General features: G+C 67.1%; 21 protein-coding genes. 10 read left to right on the top strand and 11 right to left on the bottom strand.

Features of this window, described 5'->3' with window-relative positions:
* Nucleotides 1-140: 140 nt before the first annotated feature.
* Nucleotides 141-1,565 carry an O-antigen ligase family protein gene (locus ACQR1X_RS15315; protein ID WP_434899132.1) on the top strand — a complete coding sequence of 475 codons (1,425 nt, stop codon included), beginning with the start codon at nt 141-143 and terminating at the stop codon, nt 1,563-1,565.
* Here ACQR1X_RS15315 and ACQR1X_RS15310 read toward each other — a convergent pair.
* From ACQR1X_RS15310 to ACQR1X_RS15260, 11 genes are all read right to left on the bottom strand, one after another.
* On the bottom strand, nt 1,550-2,608 hold the full coding sequence (locus ACQR1X_RS15310; RefSeq protein ID WP_315805040.1) for an acyltransferase family protein: 1,059 nt from the start codon (nt 2,606-2,608) through the stop codon (nt 1,550-1,552). The two genes, ACQR1X_RS15315 and ACQR1X_RS15310, sit on opposite strands and share 16 nt — an antisense overlap.
* 428 nt (nt 2,609-3,036) lie before the next feature.
* Nucleotides 3,037-5,013: a glycosyltransferase family 2 protein gene (locus ACQR1X_RS15305; protein ID WP_434899131.1), complete on the bottom strand. Its 1,977-nt coding sequence runs from the start codon at nt 5,011-5,013 to the stop codon at nt 3,037-3,039.
* Complete coding sequence (locus ACQR1X_RS15300; RefSeq protein ID WP_434899130.1) at nt 5,013-6,233, bottom strand: hypothetical protein; 1,221 nt, start codon at nt 6,231-6,233, stop codon at nt 5,013-5,015. Before ACQR1X_RS15300 ends, ACQR1X_RS15305 begins: the two co-directional genes overlap by 1 nt.
* The gene (locus tag ACQR1X_RS15295) at nt 6,230-7,705 is read right to left on the bottom strand and encodes an HlyD family secretion protein (protein ID WP_434899129.1); all 1,476 of its coding nucleotides are present in this window, start codon (nt 7,703-7,705) and stop codon (nt 6,230-6,232) included. The genes ACQR1X_RS15300 and ACQR1X_RS15295 overlap by 4 nt, the downstream gene beginning before the upstream one ends.
* A 197-nt stretch (nt 7,706-7,902) precedes the next feature.
* Nucleotides 7,903-9,402 (bottom strand): tripartite tricarboxylate transporter permease, encoded by a 1,500-nt coding sequence (locus tag ACQR1X_RS15290; RefSeq protein WP_434899128.1) that lies wholly within the window; start codon nt 9,400-9,402, stop codon nt 7,903-7,905.
* Entirely contained in the window at nt 9,402-9,896 is a 495-nt protein-coding gene (locus ACQR1X_RS15285; protein WP_434899127.1) for a tripartite tricarboxylate transporter TctB family protein, read from the bottom strand. The genes ACQR1X_RS15290 and ACQR1X_RS15285 overlap by 1 nt, the downstream gene beginning before the upstream one ends.
* Entirely contained in the window at nt 9,893-10,861 is a 969-nt protein-coding gene (locus tag ACQR1X_RS15280) for a Bug family tripartite tricarboxylate transporter substrate binding protein (protein WP_315805046.1), read from the bottom strand. The genes ACQR1X_RS15285 and ACQR1X_RS15280 overlap by 4 nt, the downstream gene beginning before the upstream one ends.
* Before the next feature lie 244 nt (nt 10,862-11,105).
* Nucleotides 11,106-11,468, bottom strand: coding sequence for a hypothetical protein (locus tag ACQR1X_RS15275; protein WP_316216328.1), 363 nt, complete (start codon nt 11,466-11,468; stop codon nt 11,106-11,108).
* Between the two features lie 80 nt (nt 11,469-11,548).
* Nucleotides 11,549-11,827, bottom strand: coding sequence for a DUF3551 domain-containing protein (locus ACQR1X_RS15270; protein ID WP_434885940.1), 279 nt, complete (start codon nt 11,825-11,827; stop codon nt 11,549-11,551).
* 100 nt (nt 11,828-11,927) lie between these two features.
* A complete protein-coding gene (locus tag ACQR1X_RS15265; RefSeq protein ID WP_316182643.1) occupies nt 11,928-12,623 on the bottom strand; it encodes an RlmE family RNA methyltransferase in 696 nt (231 codons plus the stop codon).
* Nucleotides 12,624-12,769: 146 nt separating this feature from the next.
* Nucleotides 12,770-13,843: a Ppx/GppA phosphatase family protein gene (locus ACQR1X_RS15260; RefSeq protein WP_434899126.1), complete on the bottom strand. Its 1,074-nt coding sequence runs from the start codon at nt 13,841-13,843 to the stop codon at nt 12,770-12,772.
* Nucleotides 13,844-14,043: 200 nt separating this feature from the next.
* Here ACQR1X_RS15260 and ACQR1X_RS15255 point away from each other — a divergent pair, with 200 nt between their 5' ends.
* The 9 genes from ACQR1X_RS15255 (at nt 14,044) to ACQR1X_RS15215 (ending at nt 20,582) form a co-directional block, all read left to right on the top strand.
* Nucleotides 14,044-16,419 (top strand): xanthine dehydrogenase family protein molybdopterin-binding subunit, encoded by a 2,376-nt coding sequence (locus ACQR1X_RS15255; RefSeq protein ID WP_434899125.1) that lies wholly within the window; start codon nt 14,044-14,046, stop codon nt 16,417-16,419.
* 423 nt (nt 16,420-16,842) lie between these two features.
* Nucleotides 16,843-17,133, top strand: a complete 291-nt coding sequence (locus ACQR1X_RS15250; RefSeq protein ID WP_315805051.1) for a RebB family R body protein — start codon at nt 16,843-16,845, stop codon at nt 17,131-17,133.
* Nucleotides 17,134-17,194: 61 nt separating this feature from the next.
* Nucleotides 17,195-17,464, top strand: a complete 270-nt coding sequence (locus tag ACQR1X_RS15245) for a RebB family R body protein (RefSeq protein ID WP_315805052.1) — start codon at nt 17,195-17,197, stop codon at nt 17,462-17,464.
* Between the two features lie 72 nt (nt 17,465-17,536).
* Nucleotides 17,537-17,806 carry a RebB family R body protein gene (locus ACQR1X_RS15240; protein WP_172108194.1) on the top strand — a complete coding sequence of 90 codons (270 nt, stop codon included), beginning with the start codon at nt 17,537-17,539 and terminating at the stop codon, nt 17,804-17,806.
* Nucleotides 17,807-17,880: 74 nt separating this feature from the next.
* On the top strand, nt 17,881-18,153 hold the full coding sequence (locus ACQR1X_RS15235; protein WP_172108192.1) for a RebB family R body protein: 273 nt from the start codon (nt 17,881-17,883) through the stop codon (nt 18,151-18,153).
* A gap of 68 nt (nt 18,154-18,221) precedes the next feature.
* Nucleotides 18,222-18,443: a RebB family R body protein gene (locus ACQR1X_RS15230; RefSeq protein ID WP_315805053.1), complete on the top strand. Its 222-nt coding sequence runs from the start codon at nt 18,222-18,224 to the stop codon at nt 18,441-18,443.
* Nucleotide 18,444: 1 nt separating this feature from the next.
* Nucleotides 18,445-19,077: a RebB family R body protein gene (locus ACQR1X_RS15225; RefSeq protein ID WP_434899124.1), complete on the top strand. Its 633-nt coding sequence runs from the start codon at nt 18,445-18,447 to the stop codon at nt 19,075-19,077.
* A 98-nt stretch (nt 19,078-19,175) separates the two neighbouring features.
* On the top strand, nt 19,176-19,520 hold the full coding sequence (locus tag ACQR1X_RS15220; protein ID WP_315805055.1) for a hypothetical protein: 345 nt from the start codon (nt 19,176-19,178) through the stop codon (nt 19,518-19,520).
* Nucleotides 19,521-19,526: 6 nt separating this feature from the next.
* The gene (locus ACQR1X_RS15215; RefSeq protein WP_316216324.1) at nt 19,527-20,582 is read left to right on the top strand and encodes a hypothetical protein; all 1,056 of its coding nucleotides are present in this window, start codon (nt 19,527-19,529) and stop codon (nt 20,580-20,582) included.
* Nucleotides 20,583-20,604 lie beyond the last annotated feature (22 nt).

The raw sequence follows: 20,604 nt of genomic DNA, 5'->3' as shown, positions 1-20,604 counted from the left end.
TTCGTCGCCTCGGTTGACGGCCGCCCCAGGCGCCGGGCCTCTGACTTTCCCGGCCATGCGGCTTTCCCAGCCATGCGCGCCGGCACGGTCTCGTTCGAACGTGCGTCGGGAGCCCTGGTTTTCCATTATAGTCCGACTTCATGAAAGAGAGCCGAATCGACCCGCAGCCGCTCGCGGCGATGGCGATGAACTGTTGGCCGTCCGCGCTTCTCCTGGCAGCAACGGCGCTGGCCGTGCCCGCACTCGGCGGTATCGTCAGGCCGGCCTTCGTGCTCGGCTGCGCGGTCGCCGGCTGGTTCGCGTGGCGTCGCAGCCCCGCGGCCCACGTGCAGTCGGCGATCCTGATGTTCGCCTTCGCTCCCTTCGTGCGCCGCCTGGTCGACATCTCCGCGGGATTCGATTCGTCCGGCATCATGCTGAGCGGCCCGCTGCTGTTCATCATCGCGCCAGTTCCAAGTCTGGTGCTCTCGCCCTCGGACAAGGACAGGCCGGGCAATCCATGGCTCGTGGCGCCCTTCATCGTCCTCGCCTGCATCGTTTATGGCGGCGCGCTGTCGATATTCCAGAACGACTGGTTCAACGCCGCCAATGGCGGAATGAAATGGGCCGCGCCCGTGCTCTATGCGATCGCCCTGCAGCAGCGGGCGCGATCCGACGGCGCCCTGCTCGATGCAATCACGCGTGTCTTCCTGCTGGTGCTGCCGGTCACCGGCCTTTACGGCATCTGGCAATATGTCGATCCGCAAGGCTGGGATCGGTTCTGGATGGTGAATGCCAGCATCACCTCGGCCGGCTATCCGCTGCCCTACATGGTCCGCGTGTTCAGCACGATGAACGGCCCCGCCAGCTACGCGACCTTCACGGCCACCGGCCTGCTGCTGGTGGGCTTCCTGCGCCCGGGATGGCTGTCGATGGCGGCGATGGCGCCCGCAGCACTCGGCCTGTTGCTGTCGCTCTATCGTACCAGCTGGATCACGCTCGCGGTGGGCGTGCTGTTCTGCATGCTGCTCCCCGCGACGCGGCGTCGCGCCGTATCGATCACGGTCGGACTGGTCGGCGCGGTGATCGTCACCGTCATGTTCACGCCGTTCGCGGAGGTCATCACCTCCCGTCTGGAATCGCTCGGCAGCGTGTCGCAGGACAGCAGCGGCAGCGAGCGGCTGGATGAGTTCGTCACGCTGTGGAATGCGCCGAACAGCATGGTCCTGGGATCGGGCTTCACCATCACCGACGTCGGCGTCGCGGGCGCGATGCCGATCGACGGGCAGATCATCGCAAGCTGGGTGACGATGGGCATTCCGGTCGGACTGATCTGCCTCGCGGCCTATGTCTGGGTCGGGCTCGCCGCCACCGGAGCCGCGTGGCGGATGCCGACGCGCGAGGGCGCCGTGCTCGGGGCGCTCGCCATCAGTGCGCTCTTGGTTCAGCTGCCGCTGACCAGCATCTCGTCCGGTGAGGTCTCGGCGCTGTTCTGGATGCTCGTCGCCATGGCCTGTCCGCTCGACCAGTCGGCCGGCGCAGCACGGCGCACCGTTGCCGCGCGGCAGCATCAGGCCGGCGCCTGATCGGACGTTGCAACGCGCGGCGTGATCGCCGCAGTCTGCGGCTTGCGGGAGGCCAGTGGTGCGAGCCCGAAGACGGCCAGCAGATTGAGCCGCCGCAGGATGGCATGCGCGATCAGAGGAAGCACCACGCCGGCCACCGTTCCGGCCAGCAGGTAGACCCATGGCAATGGCGGGATGTGCAGCTTCAGCATGATGATCCGCACGCCCGAGCCGGCAAGGATGTGCAGCACATAGATCGTCATCGACGCGACGCCCGCGGCCGCAAGCCAGCGATGGCGCGTTGGCGCGAGCAGCTTGCAGAGCCCGACCGTGCCGGCGATCCCGAGCACACAGGCCGGCAGGGAGGCGAGCCCGTTGGCGTCCATGCCGGACAGCTGGCCGCCCAGCGCCACTGCGGCCGCAAACGCAATCCCGATCACGACCGGAGAGGACCAGCCGAACGGCCGCCATTCCGCCACCACGCGGGTGCCGTAGATGCCCGCAACGTAGAACGGCAGATGATGCAGGGTGAGTGCGAGGTCAGGCCGGATCGGCAGCGCGAGGAACACGCCGAGCCCGGCCAGCGCGAGCGTGATCAAAACCGTCCGCGACGGAACCAGCACCGCGAACACATGGCAGATCATCAGCGCGTAGAGGAACCAGAACTGTGCGATCGGACGATACCATATCGCGGCGAGATCTCCGGGATGGATCGGGATGTTGGCATCCCGCGCCAGCAGCATCGTGATCCCGCCTTGGATCAACGACCACAGCACGTAGGGATAGGCGATGGTCCAGAGCTTGGAGGTGAGGAAGGAACGCGCGCCGCGCCGCAAGCTGTGCTGCACGTTCAAGCCGGCCAGGAAGAAGAACAGCGGCATGTGGAACGTATAGAGCGTGTAGTCCATCCAGCGCGCGACGGCTCCATCCGGGAAGATGCCCGGGCGCACGAGACCGCCAAGCACATGACCGTACACCACCAGGATGACGCCAAGGCCACGCGCGAAATCGATCCACGCCGTGCGCGCGGTGTCAGCCGTTGCCCTCTGCGTTCCAGCGTCCATGCCCGACATGTCCTGCTTCTGTCGCGCAGCCCGCGTCCAGTCCGCGATGCTGCGAAGTCAGCGCGCCCCAAGTCATATCGCAGCCGGCTTTGCAACGCCGTCGGCGCCTGCAAGGACATCGGGGGTATTCTCGCGTTAGTCTTAACCAACCGATAAGCCTCTGCCGGATGGCTGCACCTCCGCCGGGGATCGCGAGCGAAGCCAGGCACGAGGTGGAGACGCTCGCCATCCCGCCGAGCCGGTGGGTACGCTGCCGCCTGCGGCGGCTGCTTTGCCCACCCTACCGCTGGATCCGGAATGTCGGTAGCCGCCCGTAGCATCTCGTAGCCCGCATGAGCGGAGCGACATGCGGGTTCACACGAGCTGTGCCGGAGAACCCGGGGTCGCTGCGCTCGCCCGGGCTACGCGAACTACGCAGCAGGTCCGCATCAACGCCCCACAAAGCCGCGGCGCGCCAACCCTGCGAGGGCGCCGCGCAGGCGGGCGCGGCCGGTGATGACGCCGCAAGAGGAGCTGAACAGGCGGACGACCAACTGGCGCCGCTGCGCTTCGGTCGGGTGCATGCGGAGGTGCATCGTCGTCCTGGAAACATCGCTCACCAAGGCCTCGATCCATCCGAGGCCATCGAGATGCACCGGCAGCAGCGCCCCTGGCCGCATCGTTGCGCGGCCGCGCGACCGGGCCACGCGTGCCGACGACAGAGACAGCGCCTCGATCTTGCACGGCACGACCTCGCCGTTCTGCGCCATCCAGCCCGCCTCGTCGCTCGGAAACAGGTCCTCGCCGCGCGGCAGCTCGAAGCAGACGAGAAACGCGATGAAGGCGATCAGCATCGCGATGCCGGCCCATAACAGATTGAAGTAGTCGATCGACGAGATCTCGCTGGCTGCATTCGGCGACACGAACGCCCAGACGATGGCCGCCGCCGAGCTCGCGGCGATCGCGCCGAAAATCGCGGCGAGCTTGCCGTGGACGCGCGGCTTGGAGCGGTCGCCGCCCTTGTCGGTCACCTTGAAGGGACGGCCGAACGGCCGGACCAGCGCGCTGAGCAAGGTGGCAGTGACGGCAAAGCAGGTCACTGCATGGGTCGCTTCCATGAACAGCGGCAGGGTCTTGGAACGCGAGATCCAGCCCATGTAGATGATCGTCCCGAGCAGCGCCGGCACGCCGTAGCGCAGGAACGACAGATAGTCGGCCTCGAACGCCGGCAGCCCGGCGAACCAGTAGATCGGCGGCGCGATCAGAAGCAGCACCATGAACGGCTTGCAGGCCCAGTTGAGCACGCCATGCAGGAAGTGCCAGCGCTGGGTGAAGCTGTAGCCGCGGCTGCGCAGCGGGCCATCGCGCAAGAGCGCGACCTGGATCGTGCCGAGGCACCAGCGGGCGCGCTGGGTGATGTATTCGGGCACGCCTTCCGCCGAGAGGCCGAAGCTGAGCGGCTCGTTCAGCCAGACCGTGCGATGGCCGCGCTTGAGCAGCGTGTAGGTGAGGTTGAGATCCTCGGAGATCGCCGCATGCGGGAAGCCGCCGATCTCCATGAGCCGCTCGCGGCGGACGACGAAGGAGGTGCCGACACAGAACGCGCAGCCCCAGGCATCCTTGGCCGGCTGGAACACGTCGAAGAAGAAGCGCTGGTCGTCGACCCAATGGCCTGATGACAGCAGATTGTGCTGGATCGGATCGGGGTTGTAGTAGAATTGCGGCGTCTGCACGACGGCGATATCGGGCTCGGACAGCAGCAGGCCGACCGTGCGCTGGAGAAAGTCACGGCGCGGGGCGAAGTCGGCATCGAGCACCAGGATCACCGGCGCGTTCGACAGCTGCGCCGTCGCCGCAAGCGCGTTGTTGAGATTGCCGGCCTTGGCGCCCTTGTTGTCGGGCCGCGTCAGATGGCGCGCGCCGACCTCGTCGCAGAACGCGCGGAGCCGATCACGCCGGGTGTCGTCGAGCACCCAGACGGTCTTGTTGGGATGGTCGAGCGCGAGCGCGGCCAGGATCGAGCGCTCGACAATCTCCATGGGCTCGTCATAGGTGCAGATGAAGACGTCCACGGCCGGCTGCTCGCCCCGTGCCGCCAGCGCGCGCTGCGCGGCGTCGGCCTGTCCCGAGCGGTCGACGCTGCGGGTCAGAATCAGGATCGACATCAGCGTGTAGGAGATCGCCACGATCTCGAGCGTGATGAACAGCCGCGGCCACAGCGCCTGCAGGGTCAGGTCGAACACCGGCAGCGTGTCGTGCCAGCGCCATAGCGTGTAGATCAGGAGGAACGACGCTGCGGTAGCGCCGAACAGCAGGCGGTCGCGCCGGCGCGTCGGATCGAGCAGGCGAGCCATCACGAGGAGCCCGAGCAGGACTCCGAGATCGGTGGTCAACACCGAGGCGTCATTGCTGGGGAGCGGAAACATCAGGGCACCCTTGCGCCAGTGAAAGGATTCCAGCCGGTCTCGGCGAGCACGGCCCAGGCAGTGGCACCGAGATGCGGACGCTTGTAGTAGAAGAAGTCCTGAATGGTGGTCGCGCCCGTCGGATCGATCGACAGCCCCGTGGTAAGGCGCGCGTTGCGCGTCGCGTTCAGCAGTCCCGTTGCCGTGCGGTCGGCACGCAATCCTGCAAGCAGCCGCTGGCTGGCAGCGGCGTCCCCGACCATGCGATAGGCCAGCGCCGCCTGCGCGGTGCCCTCGACCCAGACGCCGTCGCGATCGCCGTTGAAGTCGAAGCCGCCGTCGACGGCGAGATGAGTTTCGGCAAAGCGCAGCGCCCTGCGCCAGTCGGGCGCATCCGTCACCGCCATCCACGGCCAGAGCTGGACGTCGAGCGCGAGCAGATTGCCGTCGGCGAGGTGGCCGTCGGGCTTGGTGCCGAGCAGGAAGTGATCGCCGCGGAACGTGCGATCGAGCAGCCGGCGCGCCGTCTGCGCGGCATCCCGATAGCGCGGCTCCGATGTGATACGAGAGAGCCAGGAGGCCACGGCGTAGACATCGGCATTGTGCTCGGTCGACATCCAGCTGAGGCGCACCTGCTGCGGATCGTAACCGTGATAACCGCCGCTAAAGCCGTCCGCGCCGTTCGTTGCGTGGGCCATGATCCAGTCCATCAGGCGCCGCGCGCCGGACAAGTAGTCCTCCTCACCGGTCGCCTGATGCAGCGTCAGCAGCGCCAACGCTGCCCAGGCAACGTTGCCGGTCGCGGTGCCGTCCTGCGCGGCGTCCTCGCCCCAGATCCTCTTGTGGTCGTCCCACCAGCCCGGCAGAAGCGCCGCGCCGGGGCTGACAGGACCGGCGCGATAAGCGTTGCGCAGGCGGCCATCGCCGAAGCTGCGATCATGAGCGCCGGCATGCACCAGCGCGTTGCCGATCACGCGGCCCTCGTCGATGCGACCGCATGCGACCAGCGCGATGGCGGCCAGGGCGTTGTCATAGGTGAACGCCGTCGTCGAAAGGCCGAGCGGCAGCCCCTCCTCGTCGGCACCCGGCTCGTAGCTGCGGATGAACGCCGCGTCACGGCCGGCGAGGCCAGGCTCGACGGCCTGCATCAGTCCCGCACAGAGCGACGACGTCTCGGCGCGCATCGGCGATGCGCCGCCGAGCAGAGCGATCACCGCCATCGCCATGGAGAGAAGCCTCATTGTGCCGAGACCGCGCGCGCTGTCGGCAGCCACTGCTCGTCGAAGACCGGCTGCTGCGCCGGGTGCGACCGCAAGGCGGAGTCGAGCTTGCTGACGCCGGCACGGCGCGTCGCTTCGTCCGGCTCAGACGGGTCCAGATCGGTCAGCGACGCAACGAGGTGGCCGAGCCGGCGCCATGTCACCGACATCGACGGCACGATGCCATTGTCGCGCGTCACGGTGACCCACTGCCCCACCGTGCAGGCCGGCGTCGCCGCGGAGGTCGGCTGCGCTGCCGGCTTCTCGTCGGCAGCGTCAGGCGTGATCATGACATAGAGTTCGCGCCGCTCGGTCTGTGGAAATGGCACGGCAAAGCGCTCGTCGACCTTGTCGCTCGTCTTCGGCAGCACGGCGCTGACGATGCCGCTATGGAACCCGCCGCCATCGATGCGCACCTTGGTGCCCGGCTTCATCGCTTCGCCCTGGCGATAGGAGAAGATCGCGACCACGAAGCGTTTGTCGCAATCGACCACCGAGGCGATCGTATCGCCGGCGCTGACGTGGCGTCCGGTGTCGGCGCCCACCGCCAGCACCTTGCCGGGACCGGGCGAGAGCACGTCCGCGGCAGCGAGCCGCGCCAGCCGCGCGCGCTCCGACTTGATCAATCCCTCGAGATCGTCGAGCACGGCCGCCTGCTGCTTCTCCTCGATCTCCATCCGCCTTGCATCGAGATCGATGTCACGGCGCTTCTGACTGAGCATGTTCAGCGCGACCAGATCCTCGCCGACATAGACGCCGGCGTCGAGCGCCTTCAGCTGCGTCAGCTTCTGGTTCAGCTTGGCAGTCTGCGCATCGGTGTCGTGCAGCGCCGCCGCATATTGCTGCTCGGTCGGCTTCAGCATCTCGACGCTGGCGGCATCGCGCGCGACCATGCGGTTCTGGCGGTCGACGATGGCCTTCTTCTCGCTGCTCTGCGCGTTCGACTGCGCGACGCGGGCACGCAGCTCCTCGATCTGGGACTGCAGCTGCGCCTTCAACTGACCGGCCTGGCTCGCGATCTCCTGATCGAGCGAGCTGACATAAGCGACATCAGACTGATGCTTGGCACGCGTGGCGTCGAGCTTCTGACGCGCGTCGCCCGCCTTTTCTTCCAGCGAGATGAGCGTGGTGCGGTCGAGCCGCGGATTGGTGATCTCTGCGAGGCGGTCGCCAGACCGAACCTCGCCACCCGGCTTGGCCGTGAGCGAATCGACCTGGCCCGCGATCGGGGACGTCAGCAGCATCACCGGCGCATCGACCACGGCGCGATCGGACTGGTCGGCCACGATCGGCGGCACCACCGCGGTCAGCATCAACGCCGAAAGGATGCCGGCCACACCGAGCGCCGACACCCTGAGGATCACGGGATGGCGCGGCGGCTGGGTTGCGGTCTTTGGAGCGGCGGGACGTTGCGCGGGGGCTGGCTTGAAACCGTCATCGAAGCGATCGGTCATCGGGTCTCTTTCGGTTTGGGGTGACACGCCCCGAAAGACGCTTCCTCGGCTGATCCGGAGTTCCAGGCTCCGGTCTCGATGGCTCAACCCAAACCGGATCGCGGGCACATCGTTTCACGCCGCGCCCGATCTCCGCGCTCCCCTCCGGTCACGTTATGTTGCACTGCGATGGCGCGGTTTCCGCTTGCGGGCCGCACTCAATCCTCATTCGCCTTGAAGCGCCCGAGTCCCTTCAAGATGAACGGCGCGATCAGCGCGATCAGCGCGATGACCAGAAGAGTTGCAGAGATCGGCGACTGCAGCAGGGTCATGGGATCGCCGAGGCTGATCGCGAGCGCCCGCCGCAACTGGCTCTCAGCGATCGGTCCGAGGATCAGCCCGACCACGACCGGCGCAATCGGGAAATCGAACCGGCGCATCAGGAATCCGAGCACGCCGAAGCCGGCCAGCATCGACAGTTCCACGACCGACGGCTTTGCCGCGATCGTGCCCATGGTCGCGAACACGAGGATGCCAGCATAGAGCCAGGGTGTCGGGATCGCGAGCAGCTTCACCCACAGCCCGACCAGCGGCAGGTTGAGCACGAGCAGCATCGTGTTGGCGATGAACAGGCTCGCGATCAGGCCCCAGACCAGATCGGGCCGCTCGGCAAACAGCAGCGGTCCCGGATTGAGGCCATATTGCTGGAAGCCGGCGAGCATCATCGCGGCGGTCGCCGAGGTGGGCAGGCCGAGGGTCAGCAGCGGCACCAAGGTGCCCGCGGCAGAGGCGTTGTTGGCGGCCTCAGGGCCGGCGACGCCTTCGATCGCGCCCTTGCCGAACTGATCGGGATATTTGGTCAGCCGCCGCTCGGCCGAATAGGACAGGAAGGTTGGAATCTCGGCGCCGCCCGCCGGCAGCGCGCCGATCGGAAAGCCGAACAGCGTGCCGCGCAGCCACGGCTTCCACGACCGCTTCCAGTCCTCGCGCGTCATCCACAGCGAGCCCTTGATGGCCTCGATCTTCTCCTCGCTATGGTGACGGCGCGAGGCGACGTAGAGCGCCTCGCCGACTGCGAACAGGCCGACCGCCAACGTCGTCACCTCGACACCGTCGAGCAGTTCCGGCACGCCGAAGGCGAGCCGCGCCTGCCCCGTCAGCTTGTCGATGCCGATGAGACCGAGCGTCAGCCCGATGAACAGGCTGGTGAGGCCACGGATCGGTGAATCGCCGAAGGTCGCGGACACCGTGACGAAGGCGACGCACATCAGCGCGAAGTAGTCCTCCGGACCGAAGCGCACGGCGATGTCGACGAGGTAAGGCGACAGGAAGGCGAGACCGATGGTGGCGATGGTGCCGGCGACGAAGGAGCCGATCGCCGAGGTCGCCAGCGCCGGGCCGCCGCGGCCGGACTTGGCCATCTTGTTGCCCTCGAGCGCGGTCGCCATCGAGGCGCTCTCGCCTGGCGTGTTGATCAGGATCGCGGTGGTCGATCCGCCATACATGCCGCCATAATAGATGCCGGCGAACATGATCAGCGAACCGCCGGGATCGAGCTTGTAGGTGACCGGCAGCAGCAGGGCGACCGTGAGCGCCGGCCCGATGCCCGGCAGCACCCCGACGGCGGTGCCGAGGAACACGCCGACCAGCGCATAGAGCAGGTTCATGGGCTGGACGGCGATCGCCATCCCATGCGCGAGCGCGGCAAAGGTGTCCATCAGAGCAGTCTTTCGAGCGGACCGGCGGGAAGGCTCAGGGTGAGGAGACGGTCGAAGGCGAGATAGATCACGGTCGTCAGCACGGTGCCGATGACGAGATCGGTGACGAAGGCGCGCCGGCCGAACGCGGCCGACGTCGTCACGAACAGCGTCGTCGTCGCCAGGATGAAGCCGCCACCGAAGCCGATGATCGCGATCAAGAGCGCAAGGCCGGCGAGGATCAGCAGCGCCGCAACCGGATCGGAGCTCTCGCGCGGCGGCAGCTTGCCTCTGACGGCATCGATCAGATTGGCCAGCGCAAGAATGCCGAGCCCGATCGCGATCACGACCGGCATGACCTGCGGGCCCATGCCGTACATCGTGGTCGCCGGGATCTGATTGGCGTCGTAGACCAGCACGAGCGCAACGGCCGCGAGCAGCGCCGCAATGACGATGCCGGCCTTGTCGACGCCTCCCGAGGCGGGTGTCTCGGCGCCGGCGCGCTCCGTCGTCATGATTTGACGAGGCCGACCGACTTCAACACGTCGGTGACACGGACGTTCTCCTTTTTCAGGAAGTCGGCGAACGCATCCCCCGGAAGATAGGCGTCGTCCCAGCCCTTCTGCTTCAGGATCTCCTTCCAGGCATCCGACTTCACCATCTTCTCGACGGCGTCGCTGAGCACCTTCTTCTGCTCCGGCGTGATGCCGGGCGGCGCGACCACCGAGCGCCAATTCGCGAGCACGAGGTCGATGCCCTGCTCCTTGAAGGTCGGGATGTCGACCCCGGGAATGCGCTTCTCCGAGGACACGCCGATCGCGCGCAGCTTGCCGCTCTTGATCTGCCCGTCATACTCCGACAGGCCGGAGATGCCCGCCGTGACCTTGCCGCCGAGGATCGCCGCCAGCGACTCGCCGCCGCCCGAGAACGGGATGTAGTTGACCTTCTTGGCGTCGGCGCCGACGGCGCCGGCGAACAGCGCCGCCATCACGTGATCGACGCCGCCGGCCGAGCCGCCGGCGAAGGTGACCTTGGCGATATCGGCCTTCAGCGCCGCGGCGAGGTCCTGCGCCGTCTTGATCGGCGAGTTGGCCGGCACGACGATGACCTGGATCTCCTCGGTCAGCCGCGCGATCGGCGTCACCTGCTCCAGCGTCACCGGCGACTTGTTCATGGCGAGCGCGCCGACCATCACGAAGCCGTTCACCATCAGCTGGTTGCCGTCGCCCTTGGCGCCGGTGACGAACTGCGCGATGCCGACGGTGCCGCCGGCGCCGGCGACGTTGGTCACCTGGACGCTGCGCGCCACGCCCGACGCCACGAAGGCCTGCTGCATGGCCCGCGCGGTCTGGTCCCAGCCGCCGCCGGGCGCGGCCGGCGCCATCACCTTCAGCTCCAATTGCTGGGCAGAGACCGGTGCACCGGCCAGGAATGTCAACGCAACAGCTGCGCCGGACAGGCGCGCACAGAATGACTTCAAGGACCCCTCCACGGCCGCCCCGGCGGCTCACGTTTCTCTATCCGCGTCTCAACCCCGATCATGCGGCACCAAGACGCGCACGGCTGCACGATCGACTGCGCACGGACCGGTCAGATCAGCTCTTGGATTCTCGAGACACAGCAAAAGCTTACAGGCCCAAAGGGGGCATTCAAGGCGCTACCCTGCGACAGGATGGCGCACCCCCTTTACGCGAGGCACTTTGCCGCTCAGTGGCCTGGAGGGCTCAGCCGCAAGTCCAGACCATTCCCACCGGCGTCCGCGTCCAGCACGGGCCGAAGCTGCCGCCATTATAATGGCCGCGATAGAAGCCGGGCTGGCCGAAATAATGCCACTCGCCGTTGTAGAGCATGTATTTCGGGGTGCCGTCGATGTACCAGTGGCGGCGGCTGCCGCGCGGCGGGCCGTTGCGCATCGCTTCCTTGTCCGCATAGAGCGGCAGGCTGTTGTTGGGCGGCTGCTTATAGCCGGGCAGGAAGCCATAGCCCTGCCAGCGGTGCGCCTTGCGCTTGTGCGACGGCGCGGCGGTCGCGATCGCGGGCAACAGCAGCAGGAGCATCACGATCGAGACGATGAAACGATGCGGCATGGCGGCAGCCCGATGGAGAGGAGGTCGCGAATCTTCAGTCCGATTGCGGCACGGCAACGGCCGCAGCGTCATGAAATGTTTCAGCGATGCCGCCGATGCGCGCGGCGCGGCGGAGGCGACGGCGGGGCGTAGAACGGATTGAGGTCGCACATCGCGGCCCGGCCGGACGCCGTCGCGCGGCATTGCGGCAGCGACGTGTAGCTGCAGTCGATCCACTCGCCACCGCCAAACCGGCCGCCTTCATAGACCTTCATGCACACGGGATAGCGCGGATCGTAGGCCTGGGCATGAGCCGGCGCCGATATGGCCGAGCCCACCATCAAAGCGACCGCGACAGCGCTGCAGGTCAGGACACGCATTCGGGGACCTCCGGAAGGGGTCTCGTCGGCCCAAGCCGATTCCCGAGACCGTGTTGCATCTGCTCTGTATCGCCGGCGCGGGCCGCTCGCAATGACGCCATTACAACAGGTCGGCCTGCTCTCCGCCGCGGAAACCCATCGCCAGCACGTAGCGCTCCGACGAATCCTGCCGGCTCGCGGCCGGCTTGACGTGGCGGACGCTGGCGTAATCGCGCTTGAGCTGCGCCATCAAGTCGGCATCGGCGCCGCTCTGGAACGTCTTGGCGAGAAAGCTGCCGCCCGGCTTGAGCACCTCGCTGGCGAAATGCGCGGCAAGTTCGACGAGACCGACGATGCGCAGCTGGTCGGTCTTGCGATGGCCGGTGGTGTTGGCCGCCATGTCCGACATCACCACGTCGGCACGGCCGCCGAGCATCGCGCGGAGCTTTTCCGGGGCATCCTGGGCATGGAAGTCGAGCTGGGTGAAGGTGACGCCGGGGATCTCGCCCATCTCCAGCAGATCGATCGCGATCACCTTGCCCTTCCCGGCTTCGGCCCCGACCCGACGCGCCGCGATCTGGCTCCAGCCGCCGGGCGCAGCGCCGAGATCGACCACCGTCATGCCAGGCTTCAGCAAATGATACTTGTCGTCGATCTCGAGCAGCTTGTAGGCCGCGCGCGAGCGGTAGCCGTCGCGCTTGGCCTTCATGACATAGGGATCGTTGAGCTGGCGCTCCAGCCAGAGTTTCGAGGACAGCTTGCGCTTGCCCCCGGTCTTGACCTGCACATGCATGCGGCCAGTGGTGTCTTTTGCCATCTTGATCTCTGAGGTCATTCCGGGACCGCCCGTCAGGGCGGGACCCGGAATCCAGAAGTTGCGGAGCGAGATTCCGGGTTCGCGCCAAACGAAAGCAGCTTCGCTGCTTTCGTCCGACCGCACCGGAATGACGTCGTCAATTCTTGCTACGCCGTCCTGAGCGCGCCGTCCTCGCGCATCATCTCGACCAGCATGCCCTCGCGCAGGCCGCGATCGGCGACGCGCAGCCGCGGCAGCGGAAACGCCAGGCGAATCGCGTCGAGAATGGCGCAGCCCGCCAGCACGAGGTCGGCGCGGTCGATGCTGATGCAGTTGTTCTCGGCGCGCTCCTGGTAGCTCATCGCCAGCAGCTTGGCGATCGTCGTCGTGATGTCGGCATCGTTGATCCAGATGCCGTCGACCCGGCGCCGATCGTAGCGCGCGAGGTTCAGATGAATGCCGCCGAGCGTCGTCACGGTGCCGGAGGTGCCGAGCAGATGCATGCCGGAGAGGTCGCGGCCATTCTCGGCCGCGAACGGCCCGACATGCTCGGCCACGGCCTCGACCATGGCGGCATAGATCTCCGGCGTCACGTCGCGACCGCCGAAGCGTTCGGCCAAGGTCACGACGCCGAGCGGGATCGACATCCAGGCCTTGATGCGCGGCTCGGCGTTGCGGTCGGCCGGATCGCGCTCGATCCTGACCAGCTCGCTGGAGCCGCCGCCGATATCGAACAGGATGGCCCCGCGCCCGCCCGGATCGAGCAGCGGCGCGCAGCCCTTGACGGCCAGCGTCGCCTCGGTCTCACGGTCGATCACCTCGAGCTCGATGCCGGTCTCGGCCACCACCCGGCTGCGGAACCCGTCGGCATTGGTGGCGGCGCGGCAGGCCTCGGTCGCGATCAGGCGCAGGCGGCTGGCCTTCTTGGATTGGATCTTGTCCCGGCAGATGCTGAGGGCGGCGATGGCCCGATCCATCGCCGCATCGCTGATACAGCCGGTGCTCGAGATGCCCTCGCCCAGCCGGACGATGCGCGAGAACGAGTCGACCACGCGGAAGCTGTCGCCCGAAGGACAGGCGATCAGGAGCCGGCAATTGTTGGTTCCGAGGTCCAGGGCCGCGTAGACGCTGCTGCCATTGCTGGCGCAGGAAGGCGTCGCGACGTCCAGACCCGGACGCAAGCCGGGCTCCAGGTTCCCGCGCGGCGTGGGACTCTCCCGCAGCCGCGTGTCATTGATCATTCAAATGTCTTTCCGCTGGCCGGACCGGCCCAGATGGAAGTTCTCTTTCCCTAGACATTATCAGTGGATAGCGCCGGCGCAACAGCCCCTCCGTCAGGCGTGATGCACCATTCCTAATCAACCGTTGTCCGGCCGCGGGCGCTGCACTATCTGGGAACAGCCCGCATTTGCGACCAATCCAGCCCGTTGGGTCCTCATTCATGCAAGATCACACCTCCCCGGCCTCCCTCGAAAACGCGATCGCGCTGCAGAAATTCGGCGTCGGGCAGCCGGTCCGGCGCAAGGAGGACGACACGCTGGTGCGCGGCCACGGCAAATATACCGACGATTTCAACCTGCCCGGGCAGGCCCATGCCTGGATCGTGCGCTCCAGCCATGCCCATGGCATCATCAAGGGCATCGACACCACTGCCGCGAAGGCCATGCCGGGGGTGCTCGGGGTGTGGACCGGCGCCGACCTCGCGGCGGCCGCCTATGGCCCGTTCACCTGCGGCCTGCCGCTGAAGGGCCGGGACGGCTCACCGCTGCTGCAGACCAATCGCCCGGCGCTGGCGACCGACAAGGTGCGCTTCGTCGGCGACCCCGTCGCCTTCGTCGTGGCGGAAACCGCCGCGCAGGCCCGCGATGCGGCCGAGGCGGTCGAGCTCGATATCGAGCCCCTGCCCGCGGTCACCAATGCCGAGGAAGCCGCCAGGCCCGGCGCGCCGCTTCTCTACGACCACATCCCGAACAACGTCGCCCTCGACTACCACTATGGCGACACCGCCAAGATCGAGGAGGCCTTCGCCAAGGCGGCGCACGTCACCAAGCTCGACATCGTCAACACCCGCGTCGCCGTGGTGTCGATGGAGCCGCGCGTTGCGCTGGCGGCCTTCGACGGCAAGACCGAGCGCTTCACCTTGCAAGTGCCGACCCAGGGCGTCTCCGGCAACAAGGCAACGCTCGCCAAGATCCTCAACGTCGCGCCGGACAAGGTCCGCATCCTCACCACCAATGTCGGCGGCTCCTTCGGGATGAAGAACGTCTCCTATCCCGAATATGTCTGCATCCTGCATGCGGCCAAGGCGCTGGGCCGTCCGGTGAAGTGGCGCGACGAGCGTACCACCGCCTTCCTGTCCGACAGCCAGGGCCGCGACCAGATCATCCATGGCGAGCTGGCGCTCGACGCCGACGGCAAGTTCCTCGCTGTCAGGCTGTCCGGCTACGGCAATCTCGGCGCCTACATCATGGGCGTGGCGCCGCTGCCGCTGTCGCTCAACACCGGCAAGAACCTCGCCAGCGTCTACAAGACGCCGCTGCTCGGCGTCGACATCAAGACGGTGCTGACCAACGTCACCCTGATGGGCGCCTATCGCGGCGCCGGCCGGCCCGAGGCGAACTACTTCATGGAGCGGCTGATCGATACCGCCGCGCGCGAGATGGGCATCGACCGCCTCACCATCCGCAAGCGCAACTTCATCAAGCCGAGCCAGATGCCGTTCCCGGCGGCGTCCGGAGTCACCTATGATTCCGGCGACTTCGCCGCGGTGTTCGAGAAGGCGCTGGAGGTCTCGGACTACGCCGGCTTTGCCAGGCGCAAGCGCGAGAGCCGCAAGAACGGCAAGCTGCGCGGCATCGCGGTCGGCTCGTATCTCGAGGTGACCGCGCCGCCGTCGGGCGAGCTCGGCAAGATCACCTTCGACGCCGATGGCGGCGTGACGCTGACCACCGGCACGCTCGATTACGGCCAGGGTCACGCGACCCCGTTCTCGCAGGTGCTGTCGGCGCAGCTCGGCGTGCCCTTCGAGAAGATCCGGCTGGAGCAGAGCGATTCCGACCTCGTTCGCTTCGGCAACGGCACCGGCGGCTCGCGCTCGATCACCGCGACCGGCCAGGCGATCGTCGAGTCCTCGCAGCTCGTCATCGCCAAGGGCAAGCAGGCGGCGGCGCATCTGCTCGAGGCCTCGGAAGCCGATATCGAGTTCGCGGGCGGCCAGTTCACCATCGCCGGCACCGACCGCAGCATCGACATCATGGAGCTGGCGCGGCGCATGCGCGAGGGCAAGATGCCCGAGGGCGTGCCGGCCTCGCTCGACGTCGACCACAATTCGACCGCGACCGAGTCGACGTTTCCGAACGGCTGCCATGTCTGCGAGGTCGAGATCGAGCCCGACACCGGCGTCGCGCGGATCGTCGCCTACACCGCGATCAACGACTTCGGCACGGTGATCAACCCGATGATCGTCGCCGGCCAGCTCCATGGCGGCGTCGCGCAGGGCATCGGCCAGGCGCTGATGGAGCACCTGCGTTACGACGAGAGCGGCCAGCCGATCACGGGATCGCTGATGGACTACGCGCTGCCGCGCGCCTCCGACGTGCCGATGATGACGGTCGACAACCATCCGGTGCCGGCGAAGTCCAACCCGTTGGGCACCAAGGGCTGCGGCGAAGCCGGCTGCGCCGGCTCGATGGCATCCGTGATCAACGCGGTGATCGACGCACTGTCCGACTACGGCGTGAAGCATCTCGATATGCCGCTGACCACCGAGAAGCTCTGGCGCGCAATCCAGGACGGCAAGGCGAGGACCGCGGCGTAGAACCGTCGTCTTCGGCGCATCGCCGTCGCTTTTGCCTGATCAAGCCCGGCCCGAACGGCCGGGCTTTCGTTTGCGCAGATGGCAGAGGATCCGTTCGCACGGCGACGTTGCCGCGCGCCGGTCTCACGCTCCCTCCATACGCGATCGCCCTGCCCGCAGCGGGGGATGCCAGTCGCGATCACCGCAGCAGGCGTGCGGAAAAATCGCTGAATTGCGGCAGAACCGATGAAGTCATCCGGTTATTTTCGCCGGGATTCGTCCCTGAGTTCCATCCCTTTCGACTATCGCGAGCGTCCCGATCTTCCTTAGGTTGCTGCAACGCCGGTTGGCATCTTCAACACACGCCGGACGCCGGTGCCACGCCAAACGACGCACGACTGCGTCACGCGGTGGATGTCGGCTCAAACGAGGGAGAATGACGAGATGGCTTTCCCGACGTCGGTCAACGACCAGATCACCGATTCCGTCACCCAGGCGAATACCAAGGTGCTCGGAGATGCGCCCGCGATTGCGATGGGCAACCTCTATCAGGCCACGGCGCAGGCGCTCGCCAATGCGGCTCACAACGCGACCAATGCGCAGCAGCAGAGCTACGTGACCACGCAGGCCGCCACCACCATGGGCGTCGCCACGCTCTACTCGCTCGACACCGCCACCACCGGCGTCGCGACGGCCGACATCCTCAACACCGGCGTCAAGGGCCTGACGAGCTGACGCGCACGTCCCGTTCGACCACCCACCTGCTGAAATGACCTCCACCTGAAAGGATCGAGCCATGGCATTTCCGACCTCAGTCAACAATCAGATCACTGATTCCGTCACCCAGGCGAACACCAAGGTGCTCGGCGACGCGCCGGCGATCGCGATGGGCAACCTGTTCCAGGCAACCGCGCAGGCGCTCGCGAACGCTGCGCACAATGCCACCAATTCGCAGCAGCAGAGCTATGTGACCGCGCAGGCGGCAACGACCATGGGCGTCGCCACGCTCTACTCGCTCGACACCGCCTCCACCGGCGTCGCCACCAAGGACATCCTGTCGTCCTGACCAGGCCCGAGCGCGGGATCGGGACACTCCCCGATCTTGGCCCTCGCCTCATGATCCCAGGGAGCTGGTGAGATGGCATTTCCCACGGCAGTCAACAGTCAGATCACGGACTCCGTGACCCAGAGCAACGTCCAGGTCCTCGGTACGGCACCTGCGATCGCAATGGGCAACCTGTATCAGGCGACGGCGCAGGCGCTGGCGAATGCAGCGCACAACGCCACCCTGGCGCAGCAACAGATGTACGTCACTGCGCAGGCAGCGACGACGGCAGGCGTCGCGCTGCTCTACTCACTCGACACGGCGTCGACCGGACTGGCGACGTCGACCATCCTGAAGAGCTAGGCACCATCCGCGCGTGATGCCCGGCTGATCGAAAGACGACCCCACGCCAACAGCACTCGCAAAGGAGAGACATCATGGCATTCCCCACCGCCGTCAACAGTCAGATCACGGACTCCATCAGCCAGGTGAACACCAAGGTGCTCGGCGACGCGCCGGCCGTCGCGATGGGCAACCTGTTCATCGCCACCAGCCAGGCGCTGTCCAACGCGGCCCACAACGCGACCAACAACCAGCAGCAGTCCTACGTGACGATGCAGGCCTCGACCACGCAGGGCATCTCCACCCTGCTGACCCTCGATACCGGCACGACCGGCATCGCCACCGAAAAGGTGCTCGGCCTGGTGTAGCGGTCCGTCCACCGACGGTGCCACCCGGCTAGCCGCAGGCTTGCGTCCGGCCAAGGGAGCCGTTCGTCGTGCCAGCCGCCTCCGCATCGTTGACGGCCGTGGTCGACGGCAACGTCGTCAATGTCGGGCTCGCCCCATCGGTCGCCATGGGCATGACCTATGTGGCGATGGCCGACAGCCTCGGGCTCGCCATGGCGAACGCCGCGGCCAATCAGCAACGTGGCCAGGTCCTGGCCGGCGCGGCGCTCGCGCAGGTCCTGGCGATGATCATTGCGCAAGGGAGTTCGTGACATGAGCGATCCGGGTACGGTCAACGGCCAGATCATCGACTCGACGACCGGCGTGGTCACGCTTCTGACCGGTCAGTCTCCGTCGCAGGCTTTCGGACTGCTCGACGCCGTGATGGTCGAGACGCTCGGCATGGCCATGCACAATGCGATCGGGCGGCAGCAGGGCGCGAGCGTGATCGGCTCGGCGGCAGTGACCGCGGCGTGTGCCAAGATGCTGTCGGTGCCGCTTCCCATTGCACCGCCGCCCGCGCCGAAGCCCCCGCCGCCCGCCGTCGATCCGCTCCCCGGACCGCCGCCCAATCCGTCGCCGAGCGCAGCCGTCGCCGCCGCCTTTGCCGAAGCGGAAAGCGCGGTGACCGCGCTGAAACTGCAGGCCAGCTCGGCCTCCAGCCTGGCGCAGACCGCGCAGGCAGATCTCAACCAGATCGTCACCGACGCCGGCGGCACGACGCCCTCGACGCCGCCACCCCCGAGCAGCTCGATCGCGACCGCCTATGCGGATGCGGCGAGCGCGATCGACACGCTGAAGGCCCAGGCCGCGACCGCGAATGGCCTGGCGCAGACCGCGGAGAGCGACCTCAACAAGCTGATCACCGAGGCCGGCGGCACCCCGCCCGCTCCTCTGAAGACCTGACCAGATCCTGAGCCGAAGACCCGACGACGAGACCGCCATGATCCGGGGCGCCGCAACCAGCACCGGCCGCAGCCTTCGGATCGGTTGAGGATACGCAGATGCCCAGCAATGTCGACGCCCAGATCATCGACGTGATCAACCAGGTCCAGAAGGCGACCATGGCGCCGCAGGTCGTACTCACCAGCGGCGCCGGCAAGGCCTATCAGTCGGTGGCGCAATCGGCGGCCATCGCCATCCAGGACGCGGCCGATGCGCTGCGCAACGTCTCGACCATCGCGACCACGGCCTCCGGCGTCGCCATGGCGCAGTTGCTGGCGACCGGCGAGCCGAAATACGCCGAAGCGCTGGTGACGGCGCAGAGCATGATGAAATCGGCGACCGACGACTTTGCCCAGATCGGCGCGGCCGCTTCCACGATCCTCAAGAACTTCCCGTCGGGGTAATGTGTCATGTCGGTGACGGTCGCAAACAGGCTGATCCAAGGCCGTGGCGGCCTCTCCGAGATCGGCGCGGTGGTTCTGGCGTTCATCGACGGCGGCGTGCAGTGGCTCGAATGGGCGGTGCGGGCGCCGACGGCGAGCTACAGCTTCCCCGACGAAACCAGCATGATGGCCGAAATCCAGGACGGGCTGCACGGCTCGCCGCTGGCGCTGCTGCCCGGTCTGGGCCTGCAGGTCAGCCCGGTCAAGCTCCTGACCTTCAATCTCGGTGACCTGCGCGCGATTGCCAAGGCAGAGACCGGCGCGCAAGACGCCGCGACGGCGAGCCAGACCGAGAGCATCCTCAACGCCCACGGCATCCATGCGCAGTCAGATCTCGCAGCGGTCCCGGCCCTGCTCTCGCAGTTTGGCGTGGCCACGTCGCCGCTGTTCCAGTGTCTTGGCCTCAACGAGACGATCGCGCTGTGGGAGCTGATTGCGCTGCCGCAGCCGCAGGACGGCGAGCCCGACATCCGCAACGACGCGGCCGCCTTCGCCGTGCAGCAGGCCCGCACGCCCGAGGAGTTCTGCGACTACTACCGCATCTACATGGCGCTGACGGCCAAGCTGAAGACCGCCGCCAGCTCTGCCGAGCAACGCCTGTCCCAGGCCAATGGCGCGGTTCAGACGCTGCTGCCGATGATGTTCGGCGCGCTCGACTGTCCGCAGGTGCGGGGCCTGGTGCCCCCGCACGAGGTCGCCGCGGCCGTCAACAACTGGCTGCGGCAGGGACGGCGGCTCGGTTTCGCCCGGCTGTCGGAGGGCGTCTGCCGCATCATCGAGAGCACGACATTCACGCAGGAGACCGGCGCGGCGGCCCAGCAGGTCGTCACGCTGTATCTCGCCAACGCGCAGTCGTTCCTCTCGGCCAATCATCCGAAGACCGGCCGGATCAGCCAGGACGGACGCTCCTGCATCCTGCCGACGCAATCCGGCAATCTCTACGCCGAGCTCTACCTCGGCGCCGACGGCGACATCACCTTGCGCCAATTCAGGCGGATCGCGCCGCCCGCCGAAAAGAGTTGAGTCCGACACCCCATGAGGCAGG

Source organism: Bradyrhizobium sp. HKCCYLRH3073, from assembly GCF_051167995.1.
Classification (GTDB): Bacteria; Pseudomonadota; Alphaproteobacteria; order Rhizobiales; family Xanthobacteraceae; genus Bradyrhizobium.
The sequence above is the reverse complement of the archived record's forward strand: the minus strand, read 5'-3'. Positions and strand labels throughout refer to the sequence as shown.

Bases quoted from the DNA above. Each gene is read 5' to 3' on its own strand.
- ACQR1X_RS15315 (WP_434899132.1), top strand. From the start codon at position 141: ATGAAAGAGAGCCGAATCGACCCGCAGCCGCTCGCGGCGATGGCGATG.
- ACQR1X_RS15310 (WP_315805040.1), bottom strand. From the start codon at position 2,608: ATGGACGCTGGAACGCAGAGGGCAACGGCTGACACCGCGCGCACGGCG.
- ACQR1X_RS15305 (WP_434899131.1), bottom strand. From the start codon at position 5,013: ATGTTTCCGCTCCCCAGCAATGACGCCTCGGTGTTGACCACCGATCTC.
- ACQR1X_RS15300 (WP_434899130.1), bottom strand. From the start codon at position 6,233: ATGAGGCTTCTCTCCATGGCGATGGCGGTGATCGCTCTGCTCGGCGGC.
- ACQR1X_RS15295 (WP_434899129.1), bottom strand. From the start codon at position 7,705: ATGACCGATCGCTTCGATGACGGTTTCAAGCCAGCCCCCGCGCAACGT.
- ACQR1X_RS15290 (WP_434899128.1), bottom strand. From the start codon at position 9,402: ATGGACACCTTTGCCGCGCTCGCGCATGGGATGGCGATCGCCGTCCAG.
- ACQR1X_RS15285 (WP_434899127.1), bottom strand. From the start codon at position 9,896: ATGACGACGGAGCGCGCCGGCGCCGAGACACCCGCCTCGGGAGGCGTC.
- ACQR1X_RS15275 (WP_316216328.1), bottom strand. From the start codon at position 11,468: ATGCCGCATCGTTTCATCGTCTCGATCGTGATGCTCCTGCTGCTGTTG.
- ACQR1X_RS15270 (WP_434885940.1), bottom strand. From the start codon at position 11,827: ATGCGTGTCCTGACCTGCAGCGCTGTCGCGGTCGCTTTGATGGTGGGC.
- ACQR1X_RS15265 (WP_316182643.1), bottom strand. From the start codon at position 12,623: ATGGCAAAAGACACCACTGGCCGCATGCATGTGCAGGTCAAGACCGGG.
- ACQR1X_RS15260 (WP_434899126.1), bottom strand. From the start codon at position 13,843: ATGATCAATGACACGCGGCTGCGGGAGAGTCCCACGCCGCGCGGGAAC.
- ACQR1X_RS15255 (WP_434899125.1), top strand. From the start codon at position 14,044: ATGCAAGATCACACCTCCCCGGCCTCCCTCGAAAACGCGATCGCGCTG.
- ACQR1X_RS15250 (WP_315805051.1), top strand. From the start codon at position 16,843: ATGGCTTTCCCGACGTCGGTCAACGACCAGATCACCGATTCCGTCACC.
- ACQR1X_RS15245 (WP_315805052.1), top strand. From the start codon at position 17,195: ATGGCATTTCCGACCTCAGTCAACAATCAGATCACTGATTCCGTCACC.
- ACQR1X_RS15240 (WP_172108194.1), top strand. From the start codon at position 17,537: ATGGCATTTCCCACGGCAGTCAACAGTCAGATCACGGACTCCGTGACC.
- ACQR1X_RS15235 (WP_172108192.1), top strand. From the start codon at position 17,881: ATGGCATTCCCCACCGCCGTCAACAGTCAGATCACGGACTCCATCAGC.
- ACQR1X_RS15225 (WP_434899124.1), top strand. From the start codon at position 18,445: ATGAGCGATCCGGGTACGGTCAACGGCCAGATCATCGACTCGACGACC.
- ACQR1X_RS15220 (WP_315805055.1), top strand. From the start codon at position 19,176: ATGCCCAGCAATGTCGACGCCCAGATCATCGACGTGATCAACCAGGTC.
- ACQR1X_RS15215 (WP_316216324.1), top strand. From the start codon at position 19,527: ATGTCGGTGACGGTCGCAAACAGGCTGATCCAAGGCCGTGGCGGCCTC.